The organism is Pantoea sp. sgz302252 (assembly GCF_047713085.1).
Taxonomy (GTDB): domain Bacteria; phylum Pseudomonadota; class Gammaproteobacteria; order Enterobacterales; family Enterobacteriaceae; genus Scandinavium.
The window spans coordinates 1-11,864 of record NZ_JBLFJW010000017.1 but is presented as its reverse complement, the minus strand read 5'-3'; the positions used below and the strand labels follow the sequence as shown (position 1 = coordinate 11,864).

Here is an 11,864-nt window from a genome sequence, read left to right as displayed (position 1 = left end):
TGAATTAAACGTTCGCTGACATTAAATTTAACGATAGAGAATGTTTACCGTCATATCTGCATCAGCCGGACCCGCAGTCACGGGGATTGCATAAGCCTTGTAGCGTGCAAAGAAACTGGCCCTTATGTTGTCAGTGGTTGGTCTTAAAGCAATCACAATCTGATCTTCGGCTCCGTCAAGCGTCAAAAGCGACGTTGGCGTTTCTTGCAGGCTTACTGCAATGCCGACATTGGTCGCTGCAGTGGTCCCTTGTGTCGTAATCGAACTGACAGTGAGGAGTTCTGAGTTACTGCTGGCAACGGTGGTCCCTTCGAAGGTCAACTGTACGCTACTAAGTCCATCGGTTTGCACCGGGCAGTCTTTAAGTGAGATATCGAAGGGTTGAAGCGTAGACTGGTCTCCGACTTCGGCAAATAAAGAGGTCGGATAACTTCCCAAGGGGACATTATTGTCCTTGCCATCATTTCCATCAATGACACAGCTTGGTTCAATAATTTCACCCGTAAAATGTACTGTGCCGGCATTCATCCCGTCAGCAACAGCATTATAGGAGGAAAACATAAGTGAAAACATAATGAAAGCGAGATGTTTATTTTTCTGTTTCATAGCGAGATTCCCTTAGTGTAACGATTAATCCGTAAAACGATGCTAACAACCGGTCTGTGAAAATAATGTTGATATCCGCCGTAGTATACACAGATGCAACTCTCTTTAAATACCGGTACAGATAATAACGTGTTTGTTATCAGACATAAATACTGTTTTTGTCTGTTTGATATATATTTTATTTATATTGTCGTGGGTTGTATTAATAGAACAGATCATTCACGGTGATTAATTGTCTCTTTTGAGACATCTATTTAACCGTGGTGTGCTAAGGCTGCCTATAAATTAGGGCAGGTAGTTGTTTACGAAGTGAGGGCGAGACCTTTGCCGTAAGTGCTACACGTTAAATCCATGCGCATTTTCTCGAGTTGAAACACCCTAAAAGCAATCCTTTATACCCCCTTTTCCAGCCATTGGTGCAATCTGGCTCTGGCATGATTAGGGTCAGGAAACCCATCCTTGAGCATGCGAAGTGGCTGAAGAAAGCGACAACGAAGACAAAACAGAAGCCCCCACACCCCAACGGCTGGAAAAGGCACGTGAAGAAGGGCAGATCCCGCGTTCGCGCGAGCTGACCTCACTGCTGATTTTGCTGGTGGGCGTTGGCGTGCTCTGGCTTGGCGGCGAGGCGATGGCGCGCAGGCTGGCGAGTCTGCTTTCCTCCGGGCTGCACTTCGACCACAGCATTATCAATGACCCGAATCTGATCCTTGGGCAAATCATCCTGCTGATTAAACAGGCCATGCTGGCGCTGACGCCGTTGATTGTGGGTGTGGTGGTGATGGCACTGCTGGGGCCGGTGATGTTGGGTGGCCTGGTGTTCAGCCCAAAATCGCTGGCCTTTAAGTTCGATAAGCTCAATCCCTTGCCGGGCATTGCTCGTATGTTTTCGGCCCAGTCCGCCGCTGAATTGCTGAAAGCCATTCTCAAATCTGTGCTGGTCGGCTGCGTGGCGGGCGTGTTTGTCTGGCTTCACTGGCCTGACATGATGCGGCTTATCAGTGAGTCACCGCTCACGGCGATGGGCAATGCGCTGAACATGGTCGGGCTGTGCGCGTTATTGGTCGTGATCGGTGTGGTGCCGATGGTTGGCTTCGACGTGTTTTTCCAGATTTTCAGCCACATCAAGAAGCTGCGTATGTCCCGCCAGGACATTCGCGATGAGTTTAAACAGAGCGAAGGCGACCCGCATGTGAAAGGGCGTATTCGCCAGATGCAGCGTGCTGCAGCCCGTCGCCGCATGATGGCCGACGTGCCAAAAGCCGACGTTATTGTCACGAACCCGACACACTATTCGGTGGCGTTGCAGTACGAAGAAAACAAAATGAGCGCGCCAAAAGTGGTGGCGAAAGGCGCGGGCCTTGTCGCGCTGCGTATTCGCGAACTGGGTGAAGAACATAAGATCCCGGTGTTGCAGGCTCCGCCGTTGGCGCGTGCGCTTTATCGTCACGCCGAAATCGGTCAGCAAATTCCCGGCACGCTGTATGCCGCCGTGGCAGAAGTACTGGCGTGGGTGTGGCAACTGAAGCGCTGGAAACTGGCAGGTGGCACGCCTCCGAAGAAACCTGAGCATTTACCGGTGCCTGAAGCACTGGATTTTTTGAACGAGAAGGACACTGATGGCTAATCTGGTCGCAATGCTGCGTCTGCCCGGCAACTTTAAATCCACCCAATGGCAGGTGCTTGCCGGACCGGTGCTGATCCTGCTTATCCTGTCGATGATGGTGCTGCCGCTGCCCGCCTTCGTCCTCGATTTGCTGTTTACCTTCAACATTGCGCTGTCGATTATGGTGCTGCTGGTGGCGATGTTCACTCAGCGCACACTCGAATTTGCGGCTTTCCCGACCATTCTGCTGTTTACCACTTTGTTGCGCCTGGCGCTGAACGTAGCCTCCACCCGTATTATTTTGATGGAAGGACATACCGGGGCGGCGGCGGCGGGGAAGGTTGTTGAAGCCTTCGGTCACTTCCTTGTCGGGGGCAATTTTGCCATCGGTATCGTGGTGTTCGTGATCCTCGTTATCATCAACTTTATGGTTATCACCAAGGGTGCCGGGCGTATCGCCGAAGTGGGCGCGCGCTTTGTGCTTGATGGGATGCCTGGTAAACAGATGGCGATCGACGCCGACCTGAACGCCGGGTTGATTGGTGAAGAGGATGCCAAACGCCGCCGCGCAGAAGTGACCCAAGAGGCCGATTTCTACGGTTCGATGGACGGTGCGAGTAAATTCGTTCGCGGGGATGCCGTCGCCGGTATTCTGATTATGGTGATAAACGTCATCGGCGGTTTGCTGGTTGGGGTTTTGCAACACGGCATGGATTTAGGCCACGCGGCGGAGAGCTATACGCTGCTGACTATCGGCGATGGTCTGGTGGCGCAGATCCCGGCACTGGTTATCTCCACCGCAGCAGGCGTCATCGTGACTCGCGTGGCAACCGATCAGGATGTCGGCGAGCAGATGGTTGGTCAGCTGTTCAGCAACCCACGCGTGATGATGCTGAGTGCCGCGGTGCTCGGCTTGCTCGGCATGGTGCCTGGCATGCCGAACTTTGTGTTCCTGCTGTTTACAGCGGCGTTGCTGGGCCTTGCCTGGTGGCTACGTGGACGTGAGCAAAAGGCTCCGGCACAAGCGGCACCCGTTCGCCCACAGGAAAGTCCGCAGGCCATCGAGGCCACCTGGAATGACGTGCAACTGGAAGATACGCTCGGGATGGAAGTCGGCTATCGCCTGATCCCAATGGTGGATTCACAACAGGACGGTGAACTGCTGGGGCGCATCCGTTCTATTCGTAAGAAATTCGCTCAGGAGATGGGCTTCCTGCCGCCGGTGGTGCATATCCGCGACAATATGGATTTGCCGCCCGCTCGTTATCGCATTCTGCTTAAAGGCGTGGATATCGGCAGCGGTGATGCTTATCCGGGGCGCTGGCTGGCGATCAACCCAGGTACTGCTGCGGGTACGCTGCCTGGTGAGCCAACAGTCGATCCGGCGTTTGGTCTGGCGGCTATCTGGATTGAAAGTGCGCTGAAAGAACAGGCTCAGATTCAGGGCTTTACGGTGGTTGAAGCCAGCACTGTCGTCGCGACGCACCTCAACCATTTAATAAGCCTCCATTCGGCCGAGCTGTTTGGCCGTCAGGAAGCGCAGCAACTGCTGGATCGCGTGACGCAGGAAATGCCGAAGCTGACCGAAGATCTGGTGCCGGGTGTGGTCACGCTAACCACCCTGCACAAAGTCCTGCAAAACCTGCTGGATGAGAAAGTGCCGATTCGCGATATGCGTACCATTCTGGAAACGCTGGCGGAACATGCGCCTGTGCAGACCGATCCGCATGAGCTGACCAACGTGGTGCGTGTGGCACTGGGTCGGGCGATCACTCAACAGTGGTTCCCGGGCAATGGCGAAGTGCAGGTCATTGGGCTTGATACCCCGCTGGAGCGCTTGCTGCTGCAAGCCTTACAAAATGGTGGCGGTCTGGAGCCGGGGCTGGCTGACCGACTGCTGGCACAAACTCAGGAAGCGCTGTCACGTCAGGAGATGCTCGGTGCGCCGCCAGTGCTGTTGGTTAACCATGCGCTGCGTCCGTTGCTGTCCAGATTTCTGCGCCGTAATCTGCCGCAACTGGTGGTGCTGTCAAATCTGGAGCTGTCAGACAACCGTCAGATTCGTATGACCGCTACCATCGGAGGGAAATAATGCGTGTATTACTGGCGCTGATGATGTTGCCACTGCTGGCGCAAGCTGCCGGAGAAGGAAGCTGGCAGGCTAGCGGCAGGGGCGTGGTAGTAAATCACCGCGGGGAATCTGCATCTTCGCCGCCGTTGATGTCGTCACAACCGGCCAGTGGCCTGGTCACGGTGATTGCCTGGCGTTATACGCTGATTGGCCCCACGCCCGCAGGTTTACGTGTGCGCTTGTGTTCACAAACACGCTGCGTGGAACTGGACGGGCAAAGTGGCACCACCTGGGGATTACAAAATAGTTCTGCCGCTGAACCGCTACGCTTTGTCTGGGAAGTGCCGGGAGGAGGGCGTTTGATCCCGGCACTCACTGTGCAAAGTAACCAGGTGATTGTTAACTACCGCTAATCCTTTTCCCTACCCGCCAGCCAGATTTTGCTAACGGGTTCTCAAAACTGACCCTGCCTTTCGATTTAATCAAAACGTTATTTTATAAATAGGTGAGGCGTGTGCTCCGACTCTTTGTTTTTTTGCCAATCCGGAAAAGGGGGTGGCAAAAATGGAAAGGTTTAACCCAACACATCATTCTACTGTAACCGTGTAAGGGCTGCTTCAGCATTGGATGAGGCTTGCTCTCCTGATAAAAACACGGGATTTACGGCAATGAAAACACGTAAAATCGGATTAGCGAATTACCTTGCCTACGGTTCGGGCGATTTTTTGGGCGCAGGGACAACCGCGCTCACCGCCGCATGGCTTTTATACTTCTACACCACCTTCTGTGGACTTTCTCCCATTGAGGCAACCTTTATCTTTGCCACCGCAAGGGTGCTGGATGCTGTCGTCAGCCCATTGATGGGCTTCTTAACGGATAACTTCGGTTCCACCTGGCTTGGCAAACGCTTTGGCCGGCGTAAGTTTTTCATCATGCTCGGGATCCCTTGCGTGTTCAGCTACTCCTTTATGTGGGTCGGCGACATGGGATTCTGGTACTACCTGCTGACCTATCTGATTTTCGATATCGTCTACACCATGATTCTGGTGCCGTATGAAACGTTGGTGCCGGAAATGACCGACGACTTCAAACAGAAGACCAAGTTCTCTGGCGCTCGCATTGCGATGGCTCAGATGTCTGCCATTCTGGCGTCGTTCCTGCCGGGCATCCTGCTGACGCACTTTGGTAAAGACAACGCGGTTTCCTTCTTCTATGCAAGCCTGGTGTTCGCGGTACTGTGCGCATTGATGCTGACCTTCGTCTGGTTCTTTACCTGGGAACGTGCACGTGAGGACTGGAGTGAAGCGGCACTGAGAGCAGAAGAAGAGAAGAAGCAGCTGACGCTGGGGCAAAGCCTCAACCGTTTGATTATCGAACTGGCCTCAACGCTGCGTATCCGCATTTTCCGTCAGCACCTTGGCATGTACCTTGGCGGCTATATTGCACAAGACGTGTTTAACGCCGTGTTCACTTACTACGTGGTGTTCGTGCTGATGCAGGAAGCGTCGTTTGCTTCCAACCTGATGGGCACGATGGCTATTTTCCAGTTCATCGCCGTGATTGCCATGATGCCACTGTGCATTCGCTTTGGGCCTGCGCCGTCATACCGTTTGGTGGTGGTGTTGTTCGGGCTGAGTTCCATCTCCTATGCCGTGCTCTACTACGCAGGTCTGAGCGATATCTGGTCGCTGATGCTGTTGCTTTCTGCGGTCGCGGGTCTGGGTCGTGGCGGTATCAACTATGTGCCGTGGAACACTTACACCTACATCGCTGATGTGGATGAGGTGATCACCGGGCAACGCCGCGAAGGGATTTTTGCCGGGATCATGACCCTGACCCGCAAAGCCTCTCAGGCAGGTGCCATCATGCTGGTGGGGATCATCATGCAAGCCTCAGGCTTTGTGTCCGGACAGAAAGTCCAGCCTGCGGAAGTCAGCCACACCATTCTGTTGATCTTAAGCGTGGGCACGGTTGTCGTGCTGGCCTGCGGCTTCCTGGTCTCACTGCGCTTCAAACTGAACCTGCAAACCCACAGTATTTTGCGCGACGAAACCGCCAAAATGCGCCAGTCCGGCCGTGCGATGCATGAAGCCGCAACGCCCGAAGCTCAGGCGACCGTCGAAATGCTCGCAGGTATGCCGTTCGATTCCCTGTGGGGGAACAACAATATTGGTTATCTGAATCGCAATAAGCCTGCTGCGCCATCGCTCAAGCAGAATGCTCCACTGAATTCGACATTTAACAGAGGTTAATTACATGAAAGTCTGGCCTGTCAAACATAGCCCATTACTTTGTCAGCCTGAGCGCTTTATTACTCAGGGTGAACTTAAAGCCCTGATCCAGAAGGTGACGCACAATCTGGTCAACATCAAGGATGAGAGCGGCGAGTTTTTACTGCGGCTTGATGACGGGCGCGTTATCGACACCAAGGGATGGGCAGGTTGGGAGTGGACTCACGGTGTTGGGCTGTACGGTATTCATCAGTATTACCAGCAGACCGGTGATGAGCAGATGCGAGACATCATCGACGGCTGGTTTGCAGACCGTTTTGCCGAAGGCGCGACCACCAAAAACGTCAACACCATGGCGCCGTTTCTGACGCTGGCTTACCGTTTTGAGGAGACTAAAAATCCTCAGTATCTGCCGTGGCTGGAAAGCTGGGCGGAATGGGCGATGAATGACATGCCGCGCACCGAACACGGCGGCATGCAGCACATTACGCTGGCAGAAGAGAATCACCAGCAGATGTGGGATGACACGCTGATGATGACGGTCATGCCGCTGGCGAAAATCGGCAAGTTGCTCAATCGTCCTGAGTATGTCGAAGAGGCGGTGTATCAGTTCCTGCTGCATGTGCAGAACCTGATGGACAGGCAGACCGGGCTGTGGTTCCACGGCTGGAGTTACGAAGGCAACCATAACTTTGCCAACGCCCGCTGGGCGCGCGGTAACAGCTGGTTGACCATCGTGATCCCGGATTTCCTTGAGTTGGTTGATCTGCCGGAAAACAACGCGGTTCGTCGTTATCTGGTTCAGGTGCTGAATGCACAGATTGCCGCATTGGCGAAGTGTCAGGATGACAGTGGTCTTTGGCACACGCTGCTCGACGATCCGCATGCTTATCTCGAAGCTTCCGCTACGGCAGGTTTTGCCTACGGCATCCTGAAATCTGTGCGTAAGCGCTATGTCTCTGCGGAGTATGCAGAAGTGGCAGAGAAAGCGATTCGTGGAATCATCGCCAACATTTCGCCAGAAGGGGAGTTACTGCAAACGTCCTTTGGGACCGGCATGGGGAGCAATCTGGAGTTCTATCGCCAGATCCCGCTGACCTCGATGCCTTATGGGCAGGCGATGGCGATCCTTTGTCTGACGGAATATTTGCGGAAGTATTTCTGAGAACAAAAAAACCGGCAATGATTGCCGGTTTTTTTATGGCTGGCGTTGTAGGCCTGATAAGCGTAGCGCCATCAGGCATTTTCCCCGTTGACGCGAGGATTACATACGTTCGATGGTTTCAATACCCAGCGTATCCAGACCCAGTTTCAGGGTCTTCGCAGTCAGCAGCGCCAGCTTCAGGCGGCTGTTACGAATTTCTTCGTTTTCTGCGCTCAGAATTGGGCAGTGCTCGTAGAAGCCAGAGAACAGTCCCGCCAGATCGTACAGGTAAGAACACATCACATGTGGCGTGCCTTCACGGGCAACCACATTCAGCGTTTCTTCAAACTGCAGCAGACGTGCAGCCAGTTGAGCTTCACGTTCTTCATTAATGACCACTGGCGCATTGATGATTGCTGCTTCTTCCAGACCTGCTTTACGGAACACCGACAGTACGCGGGTGTAGGCATACTGCATATATGGCGCAGTGTTGCCTTCAAACGCCAGCATGTTGTCCCAGTCAAACACGTAGTCAGTGGTACGGTTTTTGGAGAGATCCGCATATTTCACCGCACCGATACCGACCGCGTTTGCCAGTTTTTCCAGCTCGTCAGCAGGCATGTCCGGGTTTTTCTCTGCCACCAGACGACGTGCGCGTTCCAGCGCTTCATCCAGCAAATCAGAGAGCTTCACGGTGCCCCCCGCGCGGGTTTTGAACGGCTTGCCATCTTTGCCAAGCATCATGCCGAACATATGGTGTTCCAGTGGCACGGCGTCTGGCACGTAACCGGCTTTGCGCACGATGGTCCACGCTTGCATCAGGTGCTGGTGCTGACGGGAATCGATGTAGTACAGCACGCGATCGGCATGCAGCGTTTCGTAACGGTATTTTGCACAGGCAATATCGGTGGTGGTGTACAGATAGCCGCCATCCTTTTTCTGGATGATCACGCCCATCGGTTCGCCTTCCTTGTTTTTGTACTCATCAAGGAACACGACCGTAGCGCCTTCGCTTTCCGTTGCCAGACCTTTAGCTTTCAGGTCTGCCACGATGCCTGGCAGCATTGGGTTGTAGAGGCTTTCACCCATCACGTCGTCGCGGGTCAGAGTGACGTTAAGACGATCGTAGGTAATCTGGTTTTGGGTCATGGTGATGTCGACCAGCTTGCGCCACATCTCAAGGAAGTACGCATCGCCACCCTGCAGTTTCACCACGTAGTTACGTGCGCGCTCGGCAAAGACTTCGTCTTCGTCGTAGTGCTTTTTGGCTTCACGGTAGAAACCTTCGAGGTCAGACAGCGCCATTTCACCGGCGTTTTCCTGCTGCTGCTTTTCAAGATAAGCAATCAGCATACCGAACTGAGTGCCCCAGTCGCCGACGTGGTTTGCGCGGATAACCTTATGGCCGAGGAATTCCAGAGTACGGACAGCGGCATCACCGATGATGGTGGAACGCAGGTGACCCACATGCATCTCTTTTGCCACGTTTGGCGCGGAGTAGTCGATAACCACGGTCTGCGCTTCAGGCTGAGCCACGCCCAGGCGATCGGATTTCAGCGCATCGCTTACGCCCTGAGCCAGAAATGCCGGGTCAAGGAAGATATTGATGAAGCCTGGACCCGCGATTTCGACCTTATTGGCGATGCCGTTGAGATCCAGATGAGTCAGAACCTGCTCTGCGAGTTGTCGTGGCGCCATGCCCAGTTTTTTCGCAACTGCCATCACGCCATTGGCCTGATAGTCGCCAAACTGTACTTTTGCAGACTGACGAACCTGGGGTTCGCAATCGGCAGGCGCACCTGCCGCAATCAGGGCCTGACTGACTTTTTCTGAGAGAAGAGCCTGAATATTCACCGGAATACCTTACGTTTTCGACTCAGGCAAAAAATACCTGTGTCAGTTGAAGAAATGAGGGCAGAAGTATACTGCATTTGCACTAAGCCGTCAGCCCTGGAGCGGCGCGTTAATCAGCAGTTGGATGCGCTCTTTCAACAAGGTAAATTAGCGGCCTGCTAAAAAGAACTGAGGTAAAGAATGGGCTGGCAAACAATCGAAGCGTTACAGGATATTCAGGCGGATTTGCCACGGTTTACTCAGGCGTTAACGGCGTTGGCTGAACGTCTCGGCCTGGAGATTGCCTCGCTGGAGGCAGACCATATTTCTTTGCGCTGCCATCAAAACGCTACCGCGGAACGCTGGCGTCAGGGCTTTGAACAGTGCGGTGAACTGTTATCAGAAAACATCATTAACGGGCGTCCAATCTGCTTATTCAAATTGCATGAGCCTGTCTGCGTTGAGCACTGGCGTTTTACGGTGGTGGAATTGCCTTGGCCTGGCGAGAAACGCTATCCGCACGAAGGCTGGGAGCATATCGAAATTGTGCTGCCGGGCGCGCCTGAAGAGTTGAATGCGCGTGCACTGGCGTTACTGTCGGACGAAGGGCTGAGTCAGCCGGGGATTTTCGTCAAAACCAGCTCACCGAAAGGCGAGCATGAACGGCTGCCCAATCCGACGCTGGCGGTCACTGATGGTAAGGTCACGATTAAATTTCACCCGTGGTCGATTGAAGAGATTGTGGCGAGTGAAGCGGGCGATACAACAATGTGAGCTTACGCGAGATCTGCCGTTTGAGAACGTGTCATGATGACGCATTAGCATGAACAGGAGAAGGTAATGGCTTTGCTGGAAGTGTGCTGTTACAGCATGGAATGTGCGCGTGAGGCGCAGGAAAAAGGCGCCGATCGCATCGAGCTTTGCGCAGCGCCGCTGGAAGGGGGCTTAACCCCGTCTCTCGGCGTGCTGAAAACAGCGCGTCAGCAGGTGAGCATCCCGGTGCACCCGATTGTGCGCCCGCGCGGTGGCGATTTTTGTTACACCGACGGTGAGTTTGCCGCGATGCTGGAAGACATTCGCACGATTCGCGAACTCGGTTTCCCGGGGCTGGTGACTGGCATTCTGGATGCCGATGGCAATGTGGATATGCCACGTATGCGTCAGGTGATGGAAGCAGCAGGGCCGCTGGCGGTCACTTTCCATCGGGCCTTTGATATGTGTGCCAATCCTGTGCAGGCGTTTGAAAATTTGAGAGAACTTGGTGTGGCACGAGTGCTTACTTCTGGTCAGCAGCCGACGGCGGAGAAAGGACTTTCATTAATTGGGGAACTTATTGCCCAGGGTGATGCTCCAATGATTATGGCCGGTGCTGGCGTACGAGCGAACAACATCCCGTTGTTCCTCGAAGCTGGCGTGAAAGAAGTGCACAGTTCAGCCGGGCAGTGGGTTCCGTCAGTAATGCGTTATCGCAACCCGGGGCTGTCGATGTCCACGGACCCGACGGCAGATGAATATTCACGATACGCCGTCAACGGCGAATCGGTAGCGGAGATGAAGGCGATCGTTGACCGTTACAAGCACTAGCGATTTCTACCGCGCATCATGTCGCCCAATGTGATGCATATTTGTACCAGGCCCCTGCCATTAACAGGGGCCTTTTTTTGTGCACAGAAAACCCCCAGCTAGGCTGGGGGTTCAGTAAAGCTTTCAGCTTTGAGTCGGTTCTAAAAACCCCTTTTGATTTGTTAAAACAGGTTGCGGTCTGGCAACTGCAAACATTCAACAAGAAATCAAAAGGGGGTCCCAATGAGGGACGAAAAGAGCTTAGCGCACACCCGATGGAACTGTAAATATCACATAGTTTTTGCGCCGAAGTACCGAAGACAGGTGTTCTACGGTGAAAAACGCAAAGCGATAGGCAGTATCTTAAGAAAGCTGTGCGAATGGAAAAACGTGAATATTCTTGAAGCGGAATGTTGTGTGGATCACATCCACATGCTTCTGGAGATCCCGCCGAAAATGAGTGTATCGGCTTTTATGGGGTACCTGAAGGGCAAGAGTAGCCTGATGCTTTATGAGCAATTTGGGGATTTGAAGTTCAAATACCGTAACAGGGAGTTTTGGTGCCGAGGGTATTACGTTGATACGGTTGGAAAAAATACGACCAGGATACAGGAATACATAAAGCACCAACTGGAAGAGGATAAAATGGGTGAGCAGTTGTCGATCCCCTATCCGGGTAGCCCGTTTACGGGCCGTAAGTAATCCATAGATGCAAATGTCAGATCGTGATGCGCCTGTTAGGGCGCTGCTGGTGACAGAGCCTTATAGGCGCATATGAAAAACCTCCGGCTATGCCGGAGGATATTTATT

At 53.5% G+C, this 11,864-nt stretch carries 10 protein-coding genes; 8 read left to right on the top strand and 2 right to left on the bottom strand.

The window, feature by feature from the left end:
- Nucleotides 1-27: 27 nt before the first annotated feature.
- Nucleotides 28-606 carry a fimbrial protein gene (locus ACLW56_RS13920; protein WP_330984366.1) on the bottom strand — a complete coding sequence of 193 codons (579 nt, stop codon included), beginning with the start codon at nucleotides 604-606 and terminating at the stop codon, nucleotides 28-30.
- A 472-nt stretch (nucleotides 607-1,078) separates the two neighbouring features.
- On the opposite strand from ACLW56_RS13920, the gene flhB reads away from it, so the two are divergent.
- From flhB to ACLW56_RS13895, 5 genes are all read left to right on the top strand, one after another.
- A complete protein-coding gene (gene flhB / locus ACLW56_RS13915) occupies nucleotides 1,079-2,233 on the top strand; it encodes a flagellar biosynthesis protein FlhB (protein ID WP_330984365.1) in 1,155 nt (384 codons plus the stop codon).
- Nucleotides 2,226-4,304, top strand: coding sequence for a flagellar biosynthesis protein FlhA (flhA, locus tag ACLW56_RS13910; protein ID WP_330984364.1), 2,079 nt, complete (start codon nucleotides 2,226-2,228; stop codon nucleotides 4,302-4,304). The genes flhB and flhA overlap by 8 nt, the downstream gene beginning before the upstream one ends.
- Complete coding sequence (flhE, locus tag ACLW56_RS13905; protein WP_330984363.1) at nucleotides 4,304-4,696, top strand: flagellar protein FlhE; 393 nt, start codon at nucleotides 4,304-4,306, stop codon at nucleotides 4,694-4,696. Before flhA ends, flhE begins: the two co-directional genes overlap by 1 nt.
- A 255-nt stretch (nucleotides 4,697-4,951) precedes the next feature.
- Nucleotides 4,952-6,535, top strand: a complete 1,584-nt coding sequence (locus ACLW56_RS13900) for an MFS transporter (protein ID WP_330984362.1) — start codon at nucleotides 4,952-4,954, stop codon at nucleotides 6,533-6,535.
- A 4-nt stretch (nucleotides 6,536-6,539) separates the two neighbouring features.
- Nucleotides 6,540-7,679, top strand: coding sequence for a glycoside hydrolase family 105 protein (locus tag ACLW56_RS13895; RefSeq protein WP_330984361.1), 1,140 nt, complete (start codon nucleotides 6,540-6,542; stop codon nucleotides 7,677-7,679).
- Nucleotides 7,680-7,778: 99 nt separating this feature from the next.
- Here ACLW56_RS13895 and argS read toward each other — a convergent pair whose 3' ends face one another.
- Nucleotides 7,779-9,512: an arginine--tRNA ligase gene (gene argS / locus ACLW56_RS13890; RefSeq protein WP_330984360.1), complete on the bottom strand. Its 1,734-nt coding sequence runs from the start codon at nucleotides 9,510-9,512 to the stop codon at nucleotides 7,779-7,781.
- A gap of 180 nt (nucleotides 9,513-9,692) precedes the next feature.
- Here argS and ACLW56_RS13885 point away from each other — a divergent pair, with 180 nt between their 5' ends.
- The 3 genes from ACLW56_RS13885 (at nucleotide 9,693) to tnpA (ending at nucleotide 11,756) form a co-directional block, all read left to right on the top strand.
- Nucleotides 9,693-10,265, top strand: coding sequence for a VOC family protein (locus ACLW56_RS13885; RefSeq protein WP_330984359.1), 573 nt, complete (start codon nucleotides 9,693-9,695; stop codon nucleotides 10,263-10,265).
- 66 nt (nucleotides 10,266-10,331) lie between these two features.
- Nucleotides 10,332-11,075 carry a copper homeostasis protein CutC gene (gene cutC / locus ACLW56_RS13880; protein ID WP_330984358.1) on the top strand — a complete coding sequence of 248 codons (744 nt, stop codon included), beginning with the start codon at nucleotides 10,332-10,334 and terminating at the stop codon, nucleotides 11,073-11,075.
- A 222-nt stretch (nucleotides 11,076-11,297) separates the two neighbouring features.
- Complete coding sequence (gene tnpA, locus ACLW56_RS13875; protein ID WP_330981770.1) at nucleotides 11,298-11,756, top strand: IS200/IS605 family transposase; 459 nt, start codon at nucleotides 11,298-11,300, stop codon at nucleotides 11,754-11,756.
- The last annotated feature ends 108 nt before the right edge of the window (nucleotides 11,757-11,864 follow it).

Bases quoted from the DNA above. Each gene is read 5' to 3' on its own strand.
- ACLW56_RS13920 (WP_330984366.1), bottom strand. From the start codon at position 606: ATGAAACAGAAAAATAAACATCTCGCTTTCATTATGTTTTCACTTATG.
- flhA (WP_330984364.1), top strand. From the start codon at position 2,226: ATGGCTAATCTGGTCGCAATGCTGCGTCTGCCCGGCAACTTTAAATCC.
- flhE (WP_330984363.1), top strand. From the start codon at position 4,304: ATGCGTGTATTACTGGCGCTGATGATGTTGCCACTGCTGGCGCAAGCT.
- ACLW56_RS13900 (WP_330984362.1), top strand. From the start codon at position 4,952: ATGAAAACACGTAAAATCGGATTAGCGAATTACCTTGCCTACGGTTCG.
- ACLW56_RS13895 (WP_330984361.1), top strand. From the start codon at position 6,540: ATGAAAGTCTGGCCTGTCAAACATAGCCCATTACTTTGTCAGCCTGAG.
- ACLW56_RS13885 (WP_330984359.1), top strand. From the start codon at position 9,693: ATGGGCTGGCAAACAATCGAAGCGTTACAGGATATTCAGGCGGATTTG.
- cutC (WP_330984358.1), top strand. From the start codon at position 10,332: ATGGCTTTGCTGGAAGTGTGCTGTTACAGCATGGAATGTGCGCGTGAG.
- tnpA (WP_330981770.1), top strand. From the start codon at position 11,298: ATGAGGGACGAAAAGAGCTTAGCGCACACCCGATGGAACTGTAAATAT.